Annotated in this window: 21 protein-coding genes and 1 riboswitch; of the genes, 7 read left to right on the forward strand and 14 right to left on the reverse strand. The window is 69.9% G+C overall.

Translation table 11 applies throughout. From position 1 onward, the window contains the following. The first annotated feature begins 33 nt into the window (after positions 1-33). From QQM39_RS11375 to QQM39_RS11395, 5 genes are all read left to right on the forward strand, one after another. Positions 34-774: an ABC transporter ATP-binding protein gene (locus QQM39_RS11375; RefSeq protein WP_301996581.1), complete on the forward strand. Its 741-nt coding sequence runs from the start codon at positions 34-36 to the stop codon at positions 772-774. After that, on the forward strand, positions 756-2177 hold the full coding sequence (locus QQM39_RS11380; RefSeq protein ID WP_301996582.1) for a hypothetical protein: 1422 nt from the start codon (positions 756-758) through the stop codon (positions 2175-2177). Before QQM39_RS11375 ends, QQM39_RS11380 begins: the two co-directional genes overlap by 19 nt. A gap of 128 nt (positions 2178-2305) precedes the next feature. Next, on the forward strand, positions 2306-2725 hold the full coding sequence (locus QQM39_RS11385; RefSeq protein ID WP_301996583.1) for a VOC family protein: 420 nt from the start codon (positions 2306-2308) through the stop codon (positions 2723-2725). Between the two features lie 37 nt (positions 2726-2762). After that, on the forward strand, positions 2763-3884 hold the full coding sequence (locus QQM39_RS11390; RefSeq protein ID WP_301996584.1) for an LOG family protein: 1122 nt from the start codon (positions 2763-2765) through the stop codon (positions 3882-3884). 180 nt (positions 3885-4064) lie between these two features. Beyond that, a complete protein-coding gene (locus QQM39_RS11395) occupies positions 4065-4727 on the forward strand; it encodes an LAETG motif-containing sortase-dependent surface protein (RefSeq protein ID WP_301996585.1) in 663 nt (220 codons plus the stop codon). A 74-nt stretch (positions 4728-4801) separates the two neighbouring features. Here QQM39_RS11395 and QQM39_RS11400 read toward each other — a convergent pair whose 3' ends face one another. The 6 genes from QQM39_RS11400 to QQM39_RS11425 all read right to left on the reverse strand — a co-directional run bounded on the left by QQM39_RS11400 (position 4802) and on the right by QQM39_RS11425 (position 10980). Next, positions 4802-5599, reverse strand: a complete 798-nt coding sequence (locus QQM39_RS11400) for a maleylpyruvate isomerase family mycothiol-dependent enzyme (protein ID WP_301996586.1) — start codon at positions 5597-5599, stop codon at positions 4802-4804. Between the two features lie 25 nt (positions 5600-5624). Further along, a complete protein-coding gene (locus QQM39_RS11405) occupies positions 5625-6671 on the reverse strand; it encodes an ABC transporter ATP-binding protein (protein ID WP_301996587.1) in 1047 nt (348 codons plus the stop codon). After that, the gene (locus QQM39_RS11410; protein ID WP_301996588.1) at positions 6672-8303 is read right to left on the reverse strand and encodes an iron ABC transporter permease; all 1632 of its coding nucleotides are present in this window, start codon (positions 8301-8303) and stop codon (positions 6672-6674) included. It abuts the gene before it with no gap. A 20-nt stretch (positions 8304-8323) separates the two neighbouring features. Further along, the gene (locus tag QQM39_RS11415) at positions 8324-9421 is read right to left on the reverse strand and encodes a thiamine ABC transporter substrate binding subunit (RefSeq protein WP_301996589.1); all 1098 of its coding nucleotides are present in this window, start codon (positions 9419-9421) and stop codon (positions 8324-8326) included. Between the two features lie 79 nt (positions 9422-9500). Beyond that, a riboswitch (TPP riboswitch) is annotated at positions 9501-9606 on the reverse strand. A gap of 35 nt (positions 9607-9641) precedes the next feature. After that, the gene (gene rlmN, locus QQM39_RS11420; RefSeq protein ID WP_301996590.1) at positions 9642-10748 is read right to left on the reverse strand and encodes a 23S rRNA (adenine(2503)-C(2))-methyltransferase RlmN; all 1107 of its coding nucleotides are present in this window, start codon (positions 10746-10748) and stop codon (positions 9642-9644) included. Positions 10749-10851: 103 nt separating this feature from the next. Beyond that, positions 10852-10980: a hypothetical protein gene (locus tag QQM39_RS11425; protein WP_301996591.1), complete on the reverse strand. Its 129-nt coding sequence runs from the start codon at positions 10978-10980 to the stop codon at positions 10852-10854. Positions 10981-11154: 174 nt separating this feature from the next. On the opposite strand from QQM39_RS11425, the gene QQM39_RS11430 reads away from it, so the two are divergent. Continuing rightward, the gene (locus QQM39_RS11430) at positions 11155-13722 is read left to right on the forward strand and encodes an NACHT domain-containing NTPase (protein WP_301996592.1); all 2568 of its coding nucleotides are present in this window, start codon (positions 11155-11157) and stop codon (positions 13720-13722) included. A 34-nt stretch (positions 13723-13756) separates the two neighbouring features. Here QQM39_RS11430 and QQM39_RS11435 read toward each other — a convergent pair whose 3' ends face one another. The 6 genes from QQM39_RS11435 to rpsB form a co-directional block, all read right to left on the reverse strand. After that, positions 13757-14206 (reverse strand): SRPBCC family protein, encoded by a 450-nt coding sequence (locus QQM39_RS11435; RefSeq protein WP_301996593.1) that lies wholly within the window; start codon positions 14204-14206, stop codon positions 13757-13759. Between the two features lie 119 nt (positions 14207-14325). Further along, entirely contained in the window at positions 14326-15483 is a 1158-nt protein-coding gene (locus QQM39_RS11440) for a phosphatidate cytidylyltransferase (RefSeq protein ID WP_301996594.1), read from the reverse strand. Then, positions 15483-16040, reverse strand: coding sequence for a ribosome recycling factor (frr, locus tag QQM39_RS11445; protein ID WP_062709224.1), 558 nt, complete (start codon positions 16038-16040; stop codon positions 15483-15485). The genes QQM39_RS11440 and frr overlap by 1 nt, the downstream gene beginning before the upstream one ends. A 169-nt stretch (positions 16041-16209) precedes the next feature. Next, positions 16210-16968 (reverse strand): UMP kinase, encoded by a 759-nt coding sequence (gene pyrH / locus QQM39_RS11450; protein ID WP_301996595.1) that lies wholly within the window; start codon positions 16966-16968, stop codon positions 16210-16212. A gap of 192 nt (positions 16969-17160) precedes the next feature. Then, complete coding sequence (gene tsf / locus QQM39_RS11455; RefSeq protein WP_301996596.1) at positions 17161-17997, reverse strand: translation elongation factor Ts; 837 nt, start codon at positions 17995-17997, stop codon at positions 17161-17163. Positions 17998-18151: 154 nt separating this feature from the next. Next, positions 18152-19090 (reverse strand): 30S ribosomal protein S2, encoded by a 939-nt coding sequence (gene rpsB / locus QQM39_RS11460; RefSeq protein WP_301996597.1) that lies wholly within the window; start codon positions 19088-19090, stop codon positions 18152-18154. 272 nt (positions 19091-19362) lie between these two features. On the opposite strand from rpsB, the gene QQM39_RS11465 reads away from it, so the two are divergent. After that, a complete protein-coding gene (locus tag QQM39_RS11465) occupies positions 19363-19974 on the forward strand; it encodes a M23 family metallopeptidase (protein WP_301996598.1) in 612 nt (203 codons plus the stop codon). A gap of 296 nt (positions 19975-20270) precedes the next feature. On the opposite strand, the gene QQM39_RS11470 is transcribed toward QQM39_RS11465, so the two are convergent. Both QQM39_RS11470 and whiG read right to left on the reverse strand, forming a co-directional pair. Next, positions 20271-20828 (reverse strand): TetR/AcrR family transcriptional regulator, encoded by a 558-nt coding sequence (locus tag QQM39_RS11470; protein WP_302003549.1) that lies wholly within the window; start codon positions 20826-20828, stop codon positions 20271-20273. A 95-nt stretch (positions 20829-20923) separates the two neighbouring features. Further along, entirely contained in the window at positions 20924-21766 is an 843-nt protein-coding gene (gene whiG, locus QQM39_RS11475) for an RNA polymerase sigma factor WhiG (protein WP_147994030.1), read from the reverse strand. Between the last annotated feature and the right edge of the window lie 185 nt (positions 21767-21951).

The following is a 21951-nucleotide window of genomic DNA, read 5'->3' on the forward strand; positions in this document are numbered from 1 at the left end:
CTGGGAAAACGGATCAGAACCGAGGTGTACGCGATGGTGGCCCCGCCGGACAACGACGTGCTCTGGGCACGCGCCCTGCACTTCACGCACAACGACGGTTCGCCCGCGCTCAGCGGCGTCTCGCTCGGGGTCCAGGAGGGCGAGGTCCTCGCCGTCATCGGCCCGCGCGGCAGCGGCAAGACGACTCTGCTGCGGTGTCTGTCCGGTCTGGCCGCGGTGCGGCGGGGCGAGGTCTGGTTCAACAGCGTCCCGGTGCACAAGATGGGCCCGGCGGACCGCGAACGGCTCCGGCGCGACCGCTTCAGCTGGATCGACCCGGCACCGTCACTCGTCCCCGAGCTGAACGTCTGGGAGAACACCGCCCTTCCCCTGATGCTGCGCGGCACCAGCCGCCGCCGCGCCAAGGCGGCCGCGCTGGAGTGGCTGAACCGCCTGGACGTCGCCGAGTCGGCCCGCAAGCGCCCGCACCAGCTGGTCCACGCCGAACGCCAGCGCGTCTGCATCGCCCGCGCGCTGGCCCCCTCACCCACGGTCCTGTTCGCCGACGAGCCGACCGCCCCCCTGCACCGCGCCGACCGCGCGCACATCCTGCGCACCCTGACGACAGCGGCCCGCTCGCACGGCATCACGGTCGTCCTGGCCAGCCCCGACGCGGACCCGGCGACCCTCGCCGACCGCACGGTCACGCTCATGGACGGACGGCGCGTGAACACGGTGCACCTGCCCCCGGCCACGGAGACGGAAGGCCGGGCCGCGTGCTCGCTCTCCGTCTGACCCACGGCGCCCAACCGGCCGTACAGCTGCGCCGCCTGCTGGTGGCGGCGGCGTCGGCGGGTACGGGCTTCCTGCTGCTCTGCGCCCTGGGCTACGCGATGTCCCACGACTCCCCCGCCGCGTCGCTCCTGCGCCTGGCCTGGTGCGCACCCCCGCTGGCGGCGACGGTCCACTTCGCCGTGGCCGTGGCCCGCACCGACCCCGGCACCAGGCCCCGCCCCGGCCTCGCGGCCATCGGCCTGGGCCCGGCCCGTCTGATGGCCGTCTCGGCCACCACCACGGCCCTGTCCTGCACCCTCGGCTCCACGCTGGCCCTGCTGGTCTTCCTCCACCTGAGGGGCGACCTGACGGGCATGCCCTTCGACGGCGCGGCCGCGGAGTTCCTGGCGGCGGGCAGCCCCCTGCCCCTGCCGGCCACGCTGACGCTGCTGACCCTGGTGCCGGCGATCGCGTCGCTGATGGTGGCGCTGACGCTGCGCCCGAGGGAACTCGGACCCACCGCCGCCGCCCAGGGCACGGGCAGGGCGTACGTCCGCTTCGGGGCGTACGGCAGGCCGGGGCCGCGGGAGACGTTCGGGGCGTACGGTCGGTTCGGCACCCACCTGCGGCGCGGCGAGCGTGGCAACGCCCACGCGAACGGGCGCCGACAGCCCGAAGGCGGCACCCCGCAGGCAGGCGACCCGGCCCGGAGGCCGGACCCCACCACGGACAACCCACCGGCCGACTGGACCGAAGCGGTGGCCGACCCCGCTCCCGCGACCGATTCGGGCCGCGCACGCCCCCTCGCCCCCCGCAAACCCCCCGCCGGCCTCCCCTGGGGCATCGCGGTCCTCGCCGGGGGCCTCGCCGTCGAGGCCTACGCCGGCCGCGCGGCGACCGGCACCGCCGTCGCCATGGCCGCCGCCCTCCCCACCGGCCCCGCCGGAGTCGTGGTCGGCTGGCTGCTCACCGCCCTCGGGCTCGCCCTGGCCGCCCCCGGCCTCACCCACCTCTGCGGCCGCCTCCTGCAGACCGCACGACCGGGCGCCCTCCGCCTCCTGGCCGGCCGTGTCCTGATGGAGGAAGCCGTCCGCATCGGCCGCCCCCTCGGCATCGTCTGCGCCGTCACCTCCGCCGTTTACGCCATGGCGCCCCTCTCCGGCAACGCGGCCACCCCGCCCTTCGGCCCCCTCACCACCCTCGGCGTCACCCTGGTCACCGGCTGCACGGTGGCCACCCTCCTCACGGCCGCCGTGGAGGCCAAACACGCCCGCGCCGACACCACGGCCGCGCTCCTCCGCCTCGGCGCCCCCACCGCGATGCTCCGCAGCGCCGCCGCCCTGCGCGTCGGCATCCTGCTGGCCTTCTTCGGCCCGCTCACCCTGATCGTGGCCCAGCTGGCCGCGCTGCCCCTGGCACGGTGAAGCGGTCGAGCGGGCCCCGGCCCCCGGCGAAAAACTCGCAGGAAAAAAATCTCCGCCCGGCGATGAGTTCCGCCCGGCCCCCCGGTCTACCCCACCGAACAGCAGCCACCCCGATGGGAGAGACCACGATGACCGCCCCCGCGTACCAGCAGATGATCTTCCTGAACCTGCCCGTGAACGACCTCGACGCCTCGAAGAAGTTCTTCACGGAGCTCGGTTACTCCATCAACCCGCAGTTCAGCGACGAGAACGCGGCGTCCGTCGTGATCAGCGACACCATCGTCGCGATGCTGCTCACCAAGCCGTTCTACTCGACCTTCACCAAGAAGGAGATCGCGGACGCCACGAGGACCAGCGAGGTGCTGATCTGTCTGAGCGCCGAGAGCCGCGAGAAGGTCGACGAGCTGGTCGAGAAGGCGGTCGCCGCGGGCGGCACGGCCTCGGACCAGGTCCAGGACCCGGGCTTCATGTACGGCCGCGCCTTCGACGACCTCGACGGCCACACCTGGGAGGTCGTGTGGATGGACCCGTCGGCCATCGAGGGCTGACGCCCGCCGTCCCTCGGGGGGTGCCTAGCATGGGCGGGTGCAGACGATGCCCGCCCATGCGGCCCACCACAACGACCGTGAGATAGAGACGCTGGAGGAGTTCGACGCGACCGTCGCGGCGCGCGGCACCCTCGCCGGCTTCCGGGTCCAGGCCGTCGATCTGACGGACCGTACGCGCGAACTGCTCGCCACGGACACGGCCGGCGCCGTCTTCCTGGGCTGTCCGATGCGCGAGGACGCGGCCGCGAAGATCCGCGCGGACGGCGCCCTGGTCTTCCCGCCGCTCCCCGGCCTGCCCTTCGACCCGTACCGGGGCCGGGTCTACTCGCCCGACGAACTCTTCGCGTCCCTGGCCGACGGCTACGAGAACACGCCCGACGCCCGCGCGTACGACTGGTTCCAGCAGACCAAGGCGGACGGCGACATCTACGCCTCCATGCTCCGCGCGGTCCACGACGACTCCGTCTCCGACGCCCTCGACGAACTCCTCTCCGGCGCCCGGGTGGTGGGCGTCATGGGCGGCCACGCGATGCGCCGCGGCACGGAGGCGTACGAGGGTGCGGCGCGGCTCGGCCGGGAGCTGGCCCGCGCGGGCTTCACCGTCGCCACCGGCGGCGGCCCGGGCGCGATGGAGGCGGCGAACCTCGGCGCTTACGCCGCCGCGTACGGCGAAGAGATGCTCACCGACGCCCTCCAACTCCTGGCGAAGGCGCCCGGGTTCACCCCCTCCATCACCGAGTGGGCCACGGCGGCCTTCGAGGTGCGCTCCCGTTGGCCGAAGGGCGGCCGCTCCGTCGGCATCCCGACCTGGTTCTACGGCCACGAGCCGCCGAACCCGTTCGCCTCCCACATCGCCAAGTACTTCGCCAACGCCACCCGCGAGGACGGCCTCCTGGCCCGCTCGAACGCGGGCGTCGTCTTCCTGCCGGGCGCCGCCGGCACCGTACAGGAGATCTTCGACAACGCGACGCCGAACTACTACGAGTCGCGCGGTGAGCCCACTCCCATGGTCCTGGTCGACCGCGCCCACTGGACCGAGAAGCTGCCGACGTGGCCCCTGCTGAAGTCCCTGGCCCGGGACCGCTCGATGGAGTCCCGTATCGCCCTGGTTGACCGGATCGAGGAGGCTCCGGCGGCGTTGAAACGTCTCAGCGATTAATAAGAGGGCAAAGCCAACGCCCGTGGACTGCATATGCGTTGACACTGCTTATGCCACGCTTATAAACCTGTGAGACTCCTGGGGACGGTGATGACACATCACCGCCTCGTTCAACCCCCCTCAGTTGTGCAACTCGTAAGGACAAAAGTGTCCATAAACCGCCGTACTGTTGCGCGCTCCGTGCGCGCTCTTGGTGTTGCCTCGGCCTCGGTCGCGCTCGCGCTCGGCCTCGCGGGCAACGCCCTCGCGTGCGACATCAGTGAATTCTCCGCCGAAGCCAAGTGCGACGGCGACAAGGGCGTCATCACGGTCACCGACGTGGACCCCAGCGGTGTCCCGGCGACCGTCAGCGTGTTCCTCCAGAACAACGGCGCCGACCTGAAGAAGGTCGGCGAGCAGGAGGTCAAGGGCTCGCGCGAAGGTGTCACCATCACCTTCGCCGAGGACTGGAAGCCGGACGCGGAGTACCGGATCCACGTCAAGGCCGCCGGCTATGTCGACGAGGACATCAAGCCGAACCTGACGACCCCCTCCACGGCCTGCAAGAAGGAGGAGGAGCCGCCGGCTCCGACCGACACCCCGACCCCGTCGGACTCCGCCTCGACCCCGGCCGAGGAGACCGACACGCCGACCCCGACGCCCTCGGAGAGCGAGAGCACCGCCCCGGCGGGCACCGAGAGCAACGCTCCGGCCCCGGCGGACGCCGGTGACTCCAACCTCGCCGAGACCGGCGCGAGCTCCAACACCGGCCTCATCGCCGGCATCGCGATCGCCCTGGTCGCGATCGGCGGCGGCGCGGTCTTCTTCGGCCTGCGTCGCCGTGGGGCGAGCAGCGACCGCTGACGCGCTCGTAGAGCAACATCCGTGTGGCCCGTCCCCTGGAATTCGCCGTGTCGCGGGGGCGGGCCATTCGTCTGTCAGCCGAACGTCGCCCTTTCCAGCCAGAACTCCAGCAGCTCGCGCTCGCCCAGAACCTCCAACTCCGCGCTGTCCAGCGGCAGTCGACGGTAGAAGGCAAGCAGTACGGCGGTGAGTGGCCCCCGGAGCGCGACGGTCGCCTTCTCATGGCCGCGCCGCCAGGCGACGACGTCCTCGCCGAGGTCGATAATCCACTCCGCGCCTACCTCCGGGGTGTTGTCGGTGGCGTGCAGATGGATGCTGCTCCCCGGCCGGCGCAGCTCCCGCGCCGGGTCGTCCGGCAGCGTCCGCTGGGCCCACTCCACGATCTCCAGCCACTCGTCGATCGCGTCGGCGGCCACGTCCGGCGCGACCTCGTAGGGCAGTCCGGCGGCGAGGGTCGCGTCCGCACGGTGGACGGTGATCTCGTGCGTCATACGGCGGGCCCAGAACCCGGCGTTGAGGATCCCCGCCCATCCCCACACCTTGGCGTCCGGCCCGGCCTCCCGCAGCGTGCCGACGAGCATCTCGCCGGTCTCCGCCAGCCAGGCGTCCAGCGCGACGGCGTCCCCCTCGCCCTCCGGGCCCTCGAAGCCGGGCACCCGCTCCTCCGGGACCTCCTCCTCGGCTCGCGTCCGTACCGTCAGCTCCACCCAGCGCAGGGCGCCGCCGATGTGCCGTACGAGCTCTTCCAGCGACCAGTCCGGGCAGGTCGGCACGGTGGCCGACAGATCGGCGCCGGAGGTCACCACGGCCCTCAACAGGCCGACTTGGTGGGCGATTTCGTCGCAGTAGCGATTGTGCGGGAGTGGCGTCATGCCCCGCACCTTAGGTGCCGGGCGATCAGCCCAGCAGCACAATTTCCGCCGCGTCGAACTCCACCCCGACCGTGTCCCCGACCTCGGGCGCGTCCCGCAGCGCACACGCCGCTTCGAGGCGCGGCGCGTCCTCCGGCTGGAGGTGCACGGCGACATGCGTGCCCTTGAACGTGCGTGCCGCGACCGTGCAGCGCAGCGCCGCGTCGGCGGCCACGAGCCGTACGCCGGCCGGGCGTACGAGCAGCGTCCGCGCCCCCTGCGCGGCGCCCTCGCCGACCGGGAGCTTCCCCCAGGGCGTGTCCGCGGCCTCCCCGGCGACCGTGCCCTCGACCACGTTGTCGAACCCGAGGAAGCGCGCCACGAACTCGTCCACCGGACGCTGCCACACGTCCAACGGCGTGCCGGTCTGGGCGATCCGCCCGTCCCGCATCACCACGACCCGGTCGGCGAGCGCGAAGGCCTCGCCCTGGTCGTGCGTCACGGCCAGCACGGTGGTGCCCAACCGCCCGAACAGTTCCCGGAGTTCGACGACAAGCCGCTCCCTCAGGGACCGGTCGAGCTGGCCCAGCGGCTCGTCCAGCATCAGCAGCCGAGGCCGCGGCGCGAGCGCACGGGCCAGCGCAACCCGCTGCTGTTCCCCGCCGGAGAGGGAGGCGACGGCACGGCGGGCGGCCCCCGGCAGTCCGACCAGGTCGAGCAACTCCCGTACGCGCTCGGCCTGTTCACCCTTCGAGGCACCGTGCATCCGCGCCCCGAAGGCCACGTTGCCGCCGACGTCCCGCTGCGGGAACAGCTGATGGTCCTGGAACATCAGCCCGACGCCCCGCTTGTGCGCGGGCACCCCGGCCTGATCCCGCCCGTCGAGCAACACCCGCCCGCCATCGAGGAGTTGCAGCCCGGCCACCACCCGCAGCAGCGTCGACTTGCCGCTGCCGCTCGGCCCGAGCACGCACACGATCTCGTGCTCGGCGACATCTAGATCGACGCCGTCCAGCACGGGCCGTCCACCGAACCGTACGGTCGCGCCTCGAAGACTGAGCAGACTCAGCAGACCCTGCGGACTCGACGTCATTCAGAACTCCCCCGTCCGATCCGTACGGAGCCGCTCCAGCACCAGCAGCGCCACCGCGCACACCATCATCAGTACCGTCGAAAGGGCCATCGCCTGGCCGTAGTTGAGCTCGCCGGCCCGCCCCAGCAGCCGCGCCACGGCGACCGGCAGCGTCGGATTGTCGGGCCGGGCGATGAACACGGTCGCGCCGAACTCCCCGAGCGACACCGCGAAGGCGAACCCGGCCGCGATCAGCAGCGCCCGCCGCACCAACGGCAGGTCCACCTCACGCCAGACCCGCCACGGCGACGCCCCCAGCACCGAGGCCGCCTCGCGCAGCCGCTGGTCCACGGCCCGCAGCACGGGCAGCATGGTCCGTACGACGAAGGGCACCCCGACCAGCGCCTGGGCCAGCGGCACGAGGATCCACGTGCTTCTCAGATCCAGCGGCGGTTCGTCCAGGGCGATCAGGAACCCGAACCCGACCGTCACCGCGGACACCCCGAGCGGCAGCATCAACAGCGCGTCGAAGCCCCGCACGAACCGGCCCGCGTCCCGTCGGGTCAACGCCGCCGCGGCCAGCCCGCCGATGAGCACGGCGATGAGCGTGGCGACGACGGCGTACTGCAGCGAATTGCCGATCGCCTCGATCGGCGCGACGAGGAAGACCCCGCCGTCGGCGCTGGCCAGCGCCCGGTAGTAGCCGAAGTCCGGCGCGTCCAGCGACCGCTCCACGAGGACGGCCAGCGGCAGCAGCAGGAGTACGACGATGACGGCCAGGACACCGGCCAGCAGCGCCCACTGCCCTGCCCCGCGCGGCCGCCGCGCGGTCACCGACGCGTCCACCAGGCGCAGGGCGCTCTCGCGGCGCCGTACCGTCCAGGCGTGCACGGCGAGGATCGCGCCGACGGCCAGGAACTGGATGATCGTCAGGACGGCGGCCGTGGACAGGTCGAAGATCTCGGACGTCTGCCGGTAGATCTCCACTTCGAGCGTCGAGAAGGTCGGGCCGCCGAGGATCTGGACGACGCCGAAGGAGGTGAAGGTGAACAGGAAGACCATGAGCGCGGCGGCGGCCACGGCGGGCGCGAGGGCCGGGAGGGTGACGGTCCGCCAGGCGGTGAAGCGGGACGCGCCGAGCATCCGCGCGGCCTCCTCCTGCCGCGGGTCCAGCTGCGCCCAGAGCCCGCCGACCGTCCGTACGACGACGGCGTAGTTGAAGAAGACGTGCGCGAGCAGGATGGCCCACACGGTGGTGTCGAGGCGTACGCCCCACAGCTCGTCGAGGAGTCCGCCGCGGCCGACGAGCGCGAGGAACGCCGTACCGACGACGACCGTCGGCAGCACGAAGGGGACGGTCACCACGGCCCGCAGGATCTGTTTGCCGGGGAAGTCGAAGCGGGCGAAGACGTAGGCGCCCGGCAGCGCGATCAGCAGGGTGAGCGCGGTGGAGGCGAGCGCCTGCCAGGTGGTGAACCACAGGACGTGCCGGATGTCGGACTCCCCGAGCACGTCCGTGAGGCGCGCGAACTGCCAGACGCCGTCGGCCTTCAGCCCGCGCGCGACGATCGCGGCGACGGGCCAGGCGAAGAAGGCCGCGAAGAACGCGACGGGCACGGCGACGAGGCCGAGCCGCACCGCCGCGCTCCGCATGACCCTCTTACGGGGTGCCTTTACTTCAGTACGAGCGAGGTCCACGACTTGACCCAGTCGTCACGGTTGTCGGCGATCTTCGCCGGGTCCATGGTCTCGGGGTTCTTGGCCTGGGGGCCGTACTTCGTGAACTCCGGCGGCACCTGCGCGGCCTCCCGGACCGGGTAGACGAACATGTTGAGCGGCATGTCGTCCTGGAACGTCTTGGTGAGCATGAAGTCGAGGAGCGCCTTGCCGCCCGCGGCGTTCTCGGCGTTGCTCAGCAGGCCCGCGTACTCGACCTGGCGGAAGCAGGTGCCGGTCGCGACACCGGTGGGCGCGGTCGTCGGTTTCGGGTCGGCGTAGATCACCTCGGCGGGCGGCGAGGAGGCGTACGACACGACGAGCGGCCGGTCGGCCTTGGCCTTCTTGCCGCCGGCGGACCCGGAGAACTCCTCGTTGTAGGCCTGCTCCCAGCCGTCGACGACCTTGACGCCGTTGGCCTTCAGCTTCTTCCAGTAGTCCTGCCAGCCGTCGTCGCCGTACTTCGCGGCGGTGCCGAGCAGGAAGCCGAGGCCGGGCGAGGAGGTGGAGGCGTTCTCGGTGACGAGGAGGTTCTTGTACTCGGGCTTGATCAGGTCGTCGTACGACGTCGGCGGGGTCAGCTTGTGCTCGCTGAAGTAGGCCTTGTCGTAGTTGACGCAGATGTCGCCGGTGTCGATGGGCGTGACCCGGTGCTGGTCCTGGTCGGCCCGGTACTCGGGCAGGATCAGGTCGGAGCCCTTCGGCTCGTACGACTGGAACAGCCCGTTGTCGAGCGCCCGCGACAGCAGGGTGTTGTCGACGCCGAAGAAGACGTCGCCCTGCGGGTTGTCCTTGGTGAGGATCGCCTTGTTGACGGCCTGCCCGGCGTCGCCGTCCTCCAGGACCTTGACCTTGTAGCCGGACTGCTTCTCGAAGGCGGCGAGGACGCTCTTGGAGACGGCCCACGAGTTGTGGCTGACGAGCGTGACGGTCTTGGAACCGCCCCCGCTACCGCTGTCGCCGTCGGTGTCGGACGACCCGCACGCGGCCAACGCGGGCAGCGCGACGAGACCGAACCCGACGGCGAGAACCGTGGCCTTCTTGGTGATGCTCACTGAATTCCTCCTGGGGTGGACCAGGAAGAGACGCGGCCCTGCCCGGAACCTCCGAAAGGCTCCGGGCAGGGCGCAACAGCTCGAGTGGTGACCGATCTCCCTACCCAGAATGACCTGGGCCAGGTTCGGAGGGTCTGCGGCCGGTGCCGCACTCTCAGCGCTGTGGCGCTCCCCTGTCGGAATATGAAGATGTACTTACGGCGGTCTTACGGTGGTCAGACTACCGCTCGGTCGCCGCGAGCTGCCCACACGCCCCGTCGATCTCCTGCCCACGGGTGTCCCGGATGGTCACCGGCACACCATGGGCGGCGATGGCCTCGACGAACGCCTTCTCGTCCTCGGGCCGGGAAGCGGTCCACTTCGACCCGGGTGTCGGGTTCAGCGGGATCAGGTTCACATGCACCGGCTTGCCCTTGAGCAGCCGCCCGAGCCGGTCACCACGCCAGGCCTGGTCGTTGATGTCCCGGATGAGGGCGTACTCGATGGACAGCCGACGGCCCGACTTCTCGACGTACTCGAACCCGGCGTCGAGCACCTCGCGCACCTTCCACCGCGTATTGACCGGTACCAGGGTGTCGCGCAGCTCGTCGTCGGGCGCGTGCAGCGAGATCGCGAGCCGGCACTTGAAGCCCTCGTCGGCGAACCGGTGGATGGCCGGCACGAGCCCGACCGTCGAGACGGTGATCCCTCGCTGGGACAGCCCCAGCCCGTCGGGCTCGGGATCGGTGAGCCGCCGGATGGCGCCCACGACCCGGTTGTAGTTGGCGAGCGGCTCGCCCATCCCCATGAAGACGATGTTGGAAAGCCGCGCAGGTCCCCCCGGAACCTCTCCGTCCCTGAGCGCCCGCATCCCGTCCACGATCTGATGCACGATCTCGGCGGTGGACAGATTCCGGTCCAGCCCCGCCTGCCCGGTCGCACAGAACGGGCAGTTCATCCCGCACCCCGCCTGCGAACTGATGCACATGGTGACCCGGTCCGGGTACCGCATCAGCACCGACTCGACGAGCGTCCCGTCGAACAGCCGCCACAGCGTCTTGCGCGTGTCGCCCTGGTCGGTCGACAGATGCCGTACGACGGTCATCAGCTCGGGAAACAGCTCCTCCCGCAGCTTGGCGCGCGAACCGGCGGGGATGTCGGTCCACTGCTCCGGGTCGTGCGCGTACCGCGCGAAGTAGTGCTGCGAGAGCTGCTTGGCACGAAACGGCTTCTCGCCGATAGCAGCGACGGCGTCCTTGCGCTCACCGGGCGTGAGGTCGGCAAGATGCCGCGGCGGCTTCTTGGCTCCGCGCGGGGCGACGAAAGTGAGTTCTCCGGGCTTAGGCATGGCTGTACCAGTGTCGCAGATCAATTCCGGTGACCTGCGGTCGTACGGCCGCCCCCGACCGGCGCCAAGGGCATCTGCGCCGGTCATCGTCAGTGCACACCTGTCAGCGTTGGAATGCCCACACCGCGATGGCCACCATGGACGACCCGGCTGCGGCGGCTGCTCCGCGGACCGCTGCGAACAGCGCGGCTCGATACAGGCGCTTGATGGTGGGGCGTTTGTCGCGCCTCATGGTTCCTCCCTGGTGGCGGCGTACGTTTCGCCTCCAGACGGTGCGCGCTGGTGGACCGAATCCTGGGGAAGTGCGGGCGGACCGGGCGGTCGCGCTCTTACCCTGCAGGTCAGGGGTTGCCCGGCGGTGCCCGCAGCGGGCAGCGGAAGGGTCGTCAAGGGGGGACGGGGGGACGTGGAGTATCCGGACCACGCGCTCCACGAGTACCTGCGCGACCTGGAACGCAGGGCCAAGGCGAATCGGCTTCGGCACAGGATGCCGTACTCCCGTCGCGAGACCGCGAAGATCCTCAGCAAGGAGTTCCAGGTCGAGCTGGATGCTCGCCGGCTGAGTAACTGGCTGACGGACGAGCCGCGAAGCCGCCAGGCACCCACCTTGAGCAATGAGCCGAAACTATGGGCCCTGGTACAGCTCTGGTCGCGCTGGGCCGGGGAGCAGCCCAGCCGTCGGTATCTCAACGAACTTCTCGAATCGGCCCAGCCCGTCCGGCATGCCGTCCGGGCTTCGTCGTCGCCGGTTCCCTCTTTCCTGCTCCCGCTGCTGATGGAACAGAGGGAGCGAGGAGAGGCGTGGCCCTATGTCGTTCACAGTGGCACGGGCGCGCGACGACCGCTGTCGGCCGTACACGTTCAGCAACTGCTGGACGAATCCCGCTCTGCCGATGAACCGGGGGCAGAACCGAAGCGAGGGCACATCGAGGACATCCTCGAGGATCCCGACGGCTGCCGTCTCCTCCTGGAGTCCGGTCCGGGCAGCGGGAAGTCGACCTTGCTCGCCCGACTTGCCGGGCGTCTGTCCGCCGAACTCCTCGACGCGACGCTCGCGCAGAACGCCTGTGTCCCGGTCTGGGCGACCGCCGAGCAACTGACCGCCGGCCCGGGCGGCGTGGACCGCGCGTTGTCCCGGCTCGTCTTCGCCGGGACTGAGCACGATGAGCGGCGATTCGATGACGCCACGGAAGCACTGGTCCCGGAGGACTACTCCTGGCTGCTCCTGGTGGACGGGTTCGACGAGATCCCCATGGAGGCACGTAACCGACTGGCGCTCCACCTCACCACCATCGCCAGAAGCGAGGCAGGCCGGGTCGGCCGTATCAGGATCATCGCATCGTGCCGTCCACTGCATCCGGTGGAACGGGACCGCTTCATCGAGAGCGGCTTCCTCGTCTTCACCATGGTCCCGTTCGATCGCTCACAGCTGGAGACGTTCGCCGAGCGCTGGTTCGGGACCCATGTTCCCGGGCGTCGTCAGGCCCGGGAGTTCCTTCAGCAGGTCGACACCCCGGAACTGCGCGACCTGGTGGCCGTCCCGTTGCTGGCGGCGGTGGCCGCCGCCGTGTTCGAAGCGTGGCCCGAACAGAGGCTGCCGAACAATCAGTACGCTCTCTTCGACCAGTACCGCACCTATCTGACGAATGCGAAGGCCACCCAGCGTGAAGGCGTCTTCAGCCAGCTGCGTACGCACGCGGGCAGTGCCTCATGGGCCCTGGAAGCCATCCGGTTTCTCCAGGAGAACCTCGACGATGTCTTGCGTCATGTCGCCACTGAAGCGGTCCGGCACCTTTCAGAACCGGCGGGCCGCTCCGAGGAATCCGATCAGCGGGCCTCGTTCGACCTCTTGACGGTCGCGCTGGAGTGGCTGCGCCCGAAAGTCGGCCCCCGCGCACAGACGGGCATTCCCGGGTGGGGTGAATACGTCGCGACCCTGCTGATATCGAGTGGGCTCCTCGCGTCCGGCGAGGGATCGATCCGGTTCCTGCATACGAGCTTCGCCGAATTCCTTGCGGCGGAGGCGCGCGCCATGGACCTTCCCGACAGTTTCGACGGAAGCTCCGTGGAATGGCAGGCGTTCACATTCGAGGCCGCACGCCTCACCGGACGCAAGGGCCGCGACCACCGCGCCGCACTCGTTCACTACGCCCAACGGCACCCCCTGGCAGCGGAGGCGTTGCTGACCTGGCTGCTGGAGGGCAGCGCAGGGCATCAACATGTCGCGGGTGTCCTCATGGCAGAGGGCAGCCCCTACACGCCCGCTCAGCTGGAGACGTTCCTGTCCGTCCTGCCTCGGCTGCCCGCGGCGAGCCGGCGCACAGCCCGTCAGATACCGAATCCCCTGGCCCGCGCATACCTCGCGGAGCGATTTCCCGTCGCGCAATTCCTCGCCCGCACGGAGCCGGTCGCCCCCTACCCGGTCGCCGACGAGCCGCTGGACATCCGCGAGCAGCCGGTCATCCGGTCCCTGCTCAGTACGCTCGGCTGTAGCCGCCCACCGGATTCAGGTGATGACACCTACCTGTTCTGCTCGCTGGTATGCCACCTGGGACTCGAGTCCGTCGTGGACCGCATGGCCCTCATCGACACCCTTCAGACCATGGCTCCTGAGTGGGCGGCTCACGCGACCCAGCACACGTTCGAGATCATGAATTCGCCGCACGCCGACGCTGGGACACGCATTCACGCGGCGGAGTCGCTACTGGACTTCGACAGCGAATATCTGTCTCACGTTGCTGAGGTTTTGCGGGAGCTGGTGACCGACAGAACAAACCCGTTCGACGATCGGTACGCGGCAGCGGCAGCTCTCAGCGAACTCGGCGCCCCGTACCGCGATCAGGCGCGTGAACTCATGCAGGCCATGGCGGGTGAACCTACTACGCGCCCGTGCCAGCGCGATGAATTGTCAGCGCATGTGCAGTTGCTGACCAGCGGCGGTGGTGCTCCGATTCGTCGTCGTCACGGCAGCTAGGACCTGTGGTCGAGTTCCAGCCACCGGAAACGCGTCAGTCGGTCGTGCGCTCCAGCCTGTCCTTCAGCAGTTGCTCGTCACGCGGCAGCTCCTTGCGGACCTGAGGGCGGACGACGAGGGGCACCAGGAGCTTGCCGAGGCCATGCCCTTCGAAGTCGATGTCGATCGTCACGCGGGAACGGCGGCCGTCGTCGAGCGGCTCGATCTCACCGTGAGCCCGTGGCCTGATGGGGCCCTCGATCCCGTGCAGATCCCAGCTGTGCGGTGGGTCGAGTTCGGTGAACTCCACGGTCATCGGGATCTCGCGACTGCCGATGCGCCGGGTGACCCGGACCCGGGAGCCGGGGTGCGTGGGCCCCTCGTCGAGCAGGTCCGCGGAGACGGCGCTCAACTGCCATTCCGGTAGGTGGGAGGGGTCCGTGACATACGCGTAGACCTCGTCCGGGGACCGGTCTATGTCGATGACTTCTCGGATGGCGGTCATGATGACCCCCTTTGGGTGCCTTCGATGACGTACACCGGAATCGTCCCACCTGCGGACCCACGGCACCATCGCAAGAAGCCCCCGCCCGAATAGAGCGAGGGCTTCCGGTCACGGCTTCGTCAGCCCGACCCCACGAAGAGCACCAGCAGCAACCACACCACCGGCGCCGTAGGCAGCAACGAGTCCAGCCGGTCCATGATCCCGCCATGCCCCGGCAGCAGCGTGCCCATGTCCTTGATGCCCAGGTCCCGCTTGATCATCGACTCGCCGAGGTCACCGAGCGTGGCGCTGGCCGCGACCGCGAGGCCCAGCAGCAGGCCCTGCCACCAGGATCCGTCGTCGATCAGGAACTCCATGCACAGTGCGCCCGCCACCATCGCGAAGCTCACCGCGCCGAGCAGGCCCTCGCGGGTCTTGCCGGGGCTGATGCGCGGGGCGAGCTTGTGCTTGCCGAAGCGCCAGCCGACGGCGTACGCCCCGGTGTCGCTGACGACCGTCAGGAGCAGGAACGTCAGGACGCGGAACGCCCCGTCCTCGGCGGTCAGCATCATCGCGACGAACGTCGCCAGGAACGGCACGTAGAACGCGGCGAAGACGCCCGCGGTGACGTCCTTGAGGTAACCCTCCGGTGGCTCCGTCATCCGCCAGACCAGCACGGCCAACGCGGTCAGCGCCATCGACACCCAGGCACCCTCGGCGCCCCGGACGTACCCGGCGACGACCATGGCCGCACCGCCGAGTGCGAGCGGAACGAGCGGCGCCTTGATGCCCTTGCGCTCGTCGAGCCGCTTGGTCAGCTCCCACAGGCCTACGACGACGGCGACCGCGACGACGCCGACGAACAGGGCCTTGACGACGAACAGCGACGCGATGATCACCGTACCGAGCCCGATACCGACCCCTATGGCCGCACCCAGGTCGCGCCCCGCGTTCTTCTTCTGCGGCTGGGGCGCCGGCTGCGAGGCGTCGGGCATGGGCTCCGGATTCTGCGGCGCCGCCTCGGAGGGCCGCGCCTGCGGCGTGTCGTAAGGCCGCGTCTGCGGCGGCCGGTCGCGGAACAAGGGGCCGCTCAGCCGAGCGGCCCCCCGGTCGTCATCCTGGTCTCCGCCATACGCGGGTACGTCGGGCACGATGGGCATGGGGCGAGTCTGCTGCGCCTCAGGCGCATCGTACGCGGGACCCGCCGGGGCAGCCCCCTGGACAGGTCCACGCTCGGCGGCACCCCAGTACCCGGCTTGCCGGGCTTGTGGCGGCGCCCCCCAGGAAGAGTCGTTCATCAGACCTCGAGCAGCTCCGCTTCCTTGTGCTTGAGGAGCTCGTCCACCTGAGCGACGTACTTGTGCGTGGTGTCGTCGAGCTCCTTCTCCGCACGGCGGCCCTCGTCCTCGCCGATCTCGCCGTCCTTGATCAGCTTGTCGATGGCGTCCTTGGCCTTGCGGCGGACTGAGCGGATGGACACACGAGCGTCCTCGGCCTTGCCCTTGGCGACCTTGATGTAGTCGCGGCGGCGCTCCTCGGTGAGCTCGGGGAACACCACTCGGATGATGTTGCCGTCGTTGCTCGGGTTGACGCCCAGGTCGGAGTCCCGGATCGCCTGCTCGATGTTGCGCAGCGCGGTCTTGTCGAACGGGGTCACGACCGCCATGCGCGGCTCCGGCACGGAGAACGAAGCCAGCTGGTTGATCGGCGTCGGCGCGCCGTAGTAGTCGGCCACGATCTTGTTGAACATCGCCGGGTGCGCACGGCCGGTGCGGATCGCGGCGAAGTCCTCCTTGGCGACCACGACGGCCTTCTCCATCTTCTCCTCGGCCTCGAGGAGGGTCTCTTCGATCACCACTTGCTCCTGCGTGTCTTGAGTAAAGGCCCGGCTGCGGTTCCTGCGTGGGGGCGGCGGCCGGCTGCGTCGCGTCTTCTTCCTGCACGGTTCCCGACCGGCAGGACATTGTCCATCCCCCGGTCAGGGTCCGTCCCGTCCGTCGCCCGGACGGGTTTGCTCTCGGGCGTCAGCCCTGGCTGCCCTGCTCACCCACAAGCGTGCCGATCTTCTCACCCTTGACGGCGCGGGCGATATTGCCCTCCGCCAGGAGCTCGAAGACGAGGATCGGGAGCTTGTTGTCCCGGCACAGCGTGATCGCGGTCATGTCGGCGACCTTGAGGTCGCGGGTGATGACCTCGCCGTAGCCGAGAGAGTCGAACTTGACGGCGTCCGGGTTGGCCTTCGGGTCGGAGTCGTAGACCCCGTCCACGCCGTTCTTGCCCATCAGCAGCGCCTCGGCGTCGATCTCCAGGGCGCGCTGGGCGGCGGTGGTGTCGGTGGAGAAGTACGGCATGCCCATACCGGCGCCGAAGATGACCACGCGGCCCTTCTCCAGGTGCCGTACGGCGCGCAGCGGGATGTACGGCTCGGCGACCTGGCCCATGGTGATGGCGGTCTGGACCCGGCTGTCGATGCCCTCCTTCTCCAGGAAGTCCTGGAGGGCGAGGCAGTTCATCACGGTGCCGAGCATGCCCATGTAGTCGGAGCGGGCCCGGTCCATGCCGCGCTGCTGGAGTTCGGCGCCGCGGAAGAAGTTGCCGCCGCCGATGACGACCGCGATCTGCGCCCCGTCGCGGACGACGGCGGCGATCTCGCGGGCGATCTTGTGCACCACGTCGGGGTCGACGCCGAGGCCCCCGCCGCCGGAGAAGGCCTCTCCGGACAGCTTCAGCAGATACCGGCCGCGTACTTTGCCGTCGTCGCTCTTCTGGGCCTTGGTGGTCATCGAGATCCCGCCTTTGTTACGTGGTGCACATACGAAGAAGGCCATTGCCGGTTGGGGTGTGTTTCGCATCCCATGCGCGGCAATGGCCTCCTCGTCAGATCTGCTGTCGTCCGTCACGCGCGCGCGGTGACGGCGTCCGCGGACGACTTGCCCTCGACCCTATCGGGGTCGGGCGTCGATCGCGGTACGGACTCAGATGCCGACCTTGATGCGCGAGAAGCGCTTCAGGGTGACACCGGCCTCGTCCAGAACCTTCTGGACGGACTTCTTGTTGTCGAGCGCGTACGGCTGGCCGAGCAGCGTGGCGTCCTTGAAGAAGCCGTTGAGGCGACCCTCGACGATCTTCGGCAGGGCGGCCTCGGGCTTGCCCTCGGCGCGGGTGGTCTCCTCGGCGACGCGGCGCTCGGACTCGACGACCTCGGCCGGCACGTCCTCCTTGGAGAGGTACTTCGGCGCGAAGGCGGCGATGTGCTGGGCGACGCCCTTGGCGACCTCGGCGTTCGGCTTGTCCAGCTCGACGAGGACACCGATCTGCGGGGGCAGGTCGGGCATCGTGCGGTGCATGTACGCGATCACGAAGCCGTCGGCGAACTGCGCGAAGCGGTCCAGGACGATCTTCTCGCCGAGGTTGGCGTTGGCCTCGTCCACGAACGCCTGGACGGTCTTGCCGGCCTCGATCTCGGAGGCGAGCAGGGCCTCAATGTCGGCCGGGGAGCTCTTGGCGACGTGCTCGGCGATGGCGTTGGCCACGGCCTGGAACTTCTCGCCCTTGGCGACGAAGTCCGTCTCGCACTTCAGCTCGACGAGGACACCGGAGGAGTTGTCGTCAGCGATGATCGAGACCACAGCGCCGTTCTCGGCGGAGCGGCCCTCGCGCTTGGCGACGCCCTTCTGGCCCTTGATCCGGAGCGCCTCGACGGCCTTCTCGACGTTGCCCTCGGCCTCGTCCAGCGCCTTCTTGCAGTCCATCATGCCGGCGCCGGTGAGCTCACGGAGCTTCTTGACGTCAGCGGCGGTGTAGTTCGCCATGAGTCTGTGAATCTTTCTCGAAGTCTGGAAGATCGAAGGATCTACGGGGTCTACGGCCCCCATGAAGGCGGGAGCCGCTGACCTTCCGTCGACCTACGGGTGAACGGCGGGAGCGGACTTTATGTCACCGCTCCCGCCGTCAACGCTGACGGTGTCAGGCCTGCTCGCCCTCGGCGGCCGGCGCCTCGGCGGCCGGAGCCTCGTCGGCGGGGGCCTCGGCAGCCGGAGCCTCAGCGGCCGGAGCCTCAGCGGCGGGGGCCTCAGCGGCCGGAGCCTCGGCAGCCGGGGTCTCAGCGGCGGCCGGAGCCTCGTCGGCCTTCTTCTCGCCCTCGAGCAGGTCGCGCTCCCACTCGGCGAGCGGCTCGCCCGCGGCCTTCTCACCCTTGTCGCCGGTGGCGACGCCGGAACGGGCGATGAGGCCCTCGGCGACGGCGTCGGCGATCACACGGGTGAGCAGGGTGACGGAGCGGATCGCGTCGTCGTTGCCCGGGATCTTGTAGTCGACCTCGTCGGGGTCGCAGTTGGTGTCGAGGATGGCGACGACCGGGATGTTGAGCTTCCGGGCCTCGCCGACCGCGATGTGCTCCTTCTTGGTGTCCACGATCCAGACGGCGCTGGGCACCTTGGACATCTCGCGGATACCACCGAGGGTCTTCTCCAGCTTGGCCTTCTCGCGCGAGAGCACGAGAAGTTCCTTCTTGGTCAGACCGGAAGCGGCGACGTCCTCGAAGTCGATCTGCTCGAGCTCCTTGAGGCGCTGCAGACGCTTGTAGACGGTCGAGAAGTTGGTGAGCATGCCGCCCAGCCAGCGCTGGTTGACGTAAGGCATGCCGACGCGGGTGGCCTGCTCGGCGATGGCCTCCTGCGCCTGCTTCTTCGTGCCGACGAACATGACCGTGCCGCCGTGGGCGACGGTCTCCTTGACGAACTCGTAGGCGCGGTCGATGTACGACAGCGACTGGAGCAGGTCGATGATGTAGATGCCGTTGCGCTCCGTGAAGATGAAGCGCTTCATCTTCGGGTTCCAACGACGGGTCTGGTGACCGAAGTGGACGCCGCTTTCCAGCAGCTCCCGCATCGTGACGACGGCCATGGCCGCACTCCTTGAATGTTCTCGGTTGTGCCGCGGATGCCGGACGGCTTCCGCGCCTGACGCCCACATGCGCCGTGCCACGAAGGACCGAGAGGCGCTGATACGGACCGTTTCCGGTGGTCGTATCGGGGCGTGCGAAGTCGACCCGGTGACCCGGATCGCCAGAAGAAGTGTACGGGACCCGCGGGGCCCCGGGTGACGCCGCTGTCCACAACCGGGGAGTTGTCCACAGATCCCGGCGATGATCGGCGGGGATGCGGGACGGTTTCGGCATGCGAGAGATGCGATACGCGAGGACGGCGAGGACATGCGGGCGGCTGGTGTTGCTGCTGATCCTGACGGCAACCGTCCTGCTGGCACCGGCCCCACGACTGACCCCGACCGCCACGAGCGCGCCCGCCGCACCGACCCCGGACCCGTTGGTGCCCACGGTCGGCCGAGCGTGGCCCGTGGGGTTACGCCCCCCGGTCCTCCGCGGCTGGGAACCCCCGGCGACACGGTACGGGCGCGGCCACCGGGGCGTGGACCTGGCGGCCCCGGCCGGGGCGCCGGTACGGGCTGTGGCAGCCGGGCGGGTGTCCTTCGCGGGCCGGGTGGCGGGGAAGGGAGTCGTGTCGGTGGAACTGGCGGGGACGGGGGATCCACCGTTGCGGGTGACGTATGAGCCGGTACGGGCGGCGGTGCGGAAGGGCGCCGAGGTGGAGGCGGGGGAGGTGGTGGGGACGGTGGAGGCTCATGGGTCGCACTGCACGGCTGCGTGCGTGCACTGGGGCCTGCGGAGAGATGACACCTATCTGGACCCCCTGTCGCTACTCCCGCCCTGGCTGCTGCACAAGGGCCCGTCGCGGTTGCTGCCGGTGCTGGGGGTGCCGTTGCCGTCTTAGCCGAGGTGGCTGTCTACAGGCGGCGCTCACAGACCGCGGCCACCGGAACGCTCCGCATCACTGACCCAGCTACGGGCAGTCGTGCCACAGGAACAGCGCCGAACAGCGCCCACCCAGGCAGACAGCTCCGCACCGCTCACACGACACAGCTGCGGGCAGTCGTGCCGCTGGGGCGGTACGGGTGGGCGCACACCCCGTCAGCGCCGGGCTGCGCGACGCCCCGCCCGCAGTCTCAACGCCGGGTGCCCGTCAAGTCCGGACCCTGCGGCCCACCCGCCGCCCAGCCCTCGCCGACGTCAGCCCCGAACCCCCCGCAACGCCATGGCCACAGCCGCATCCGTGATCGCCGCAGGCTCCTCCGCCGCCCCCAGCTCGATCCGCCGCACCGCCGCATCCACGACGCCCTGCAGCAGCATCGCCGCCAGCCGAGGCTCCCCGTGTCCCATCTCCCGCAGCGCCTCGACGATCATCGCGACCAGCCCGCCGTGCGCCGCCCGGATGTTCTCCCGAGCCCCCGCGTCCAGCTCACTCGCGGAGATCGCCACCACGGCCCGATGCCGCCGGTCCCCGACCAGCGCGAGCTGCCGGCGCACATACGCCTCGACCTTGCCCTCGGCCGTCGACTCCCGCTCCATGGCCGCCGAGACCTCCGCGGCCCACACAGGGAAGTCGACCTCGCACAGCTCCTCGACCACGGCTGCCCGCGACCGGAAGTACTCGTACACGGACGACCGCGCGAGCCCCGTCCGCTCGGCGAGAGCCGGGAAGGTCAGCGCCTCCGTCCCGCCCTCGGACAACAGGGAACGAGCCGCGTCCAGCAGGGCGGCTCGCTGCATCGACCGGTGCTCGGCCACGGAGGCCGCTCGAATCCTTGGCACGTCAGCCACTTTACGGACGCGCCACCGCCGACGGGAGTGTCTCCGCCGAACCCCACCCCCATCACGCCAGGTCAACGCCCGAAGCCGGCCAGTTTCGCCCGCAGCTGCAGCACCGACTTGGTGTGGATCTGGCTCACCCGGCTCTCGGTCACCCCCAGCACGTTCCCGATCTCGGCGAGCGTGAGCCCCTCGTAGTAGTAGAGCGTGACCACGGTCTTCTCCCGCTCGGGCAACGTGTTGATCGCCCGCGCCAGAAACCGCCGCAGCTCCCGGTCCTCGGCCACCTCCACCGGATTGTCCGCGGCGGTGTCCTCCAGCGTGTCCATGACGCTCAGCCCGTCGCCGCCCTCGCCGCCGCCGTGCAGCAACTCCTCCAGGGCCACCACGTTCGCCAGCGACAACTGACTGAAGACCGCGTGGAGTTCGTCCACCGCGATCCCCATCTCGACGGCCACCTCCGCCTCCGTCGGCGTCCGCCGCAGCCGCGCCTCCAGCGTCGCGTACGCCCGTTCCACGTTCCGCGCCTTCTGCCGCACCGACCGCGGAATCCAGTCCAGCGCCCTGAGCTCGTCGATCATCGCGCCGCGGATCCGGGTGATCGCGTACGTCTCGAACTTGATCTCCCGATCGATGTCGAACTTCTCGATCGCGTCGATGAGTCCGAACACCCCCGACGACACGAAGTCCGCCTGCTCGACGTTGGGCGGCAGACCGACGCTCACCCGGCCCGCCACGTACTTGACGAGCGGTGAGTAGTGCAGGATCAGCTGCTCGCGCAACCGCTCGTCCCCCGTCGCCTTGTACGACCGCCACAGCTCGTCGAGCGTCGAGGGAGCGGGCGGTCGCACGCTGCCACCGTCACGGGCGGCTGGGGGGATCGCCGCCCGGTCGGACCCGGAGGTGTGCTGGGGCATTCGTTGCCTTGTGCCGTTCTGCCGTGAAGTGGGGGTGGTTTGGGGGAGCTGTCGGTCTGTAATCGCGCTGGCGCCGTTCTGGGTATCTTCCGGTGTCGAGGGGCCGGTCTGCGCCGGAATCCTCGTGAGCGTAGCGTGACTACAGTGTCGCGGTGCGCGAAGGGCGAAGCACAAGCCGTACGCAG

This window comes from Streptomyces sp. DT2A-34, from assembly GCF_030499515.1.
GTDB lineage: Bacteria > Actinomycetota > Actinomycetes > Streptomycetales > Streptomycetaceae > Streptomyces.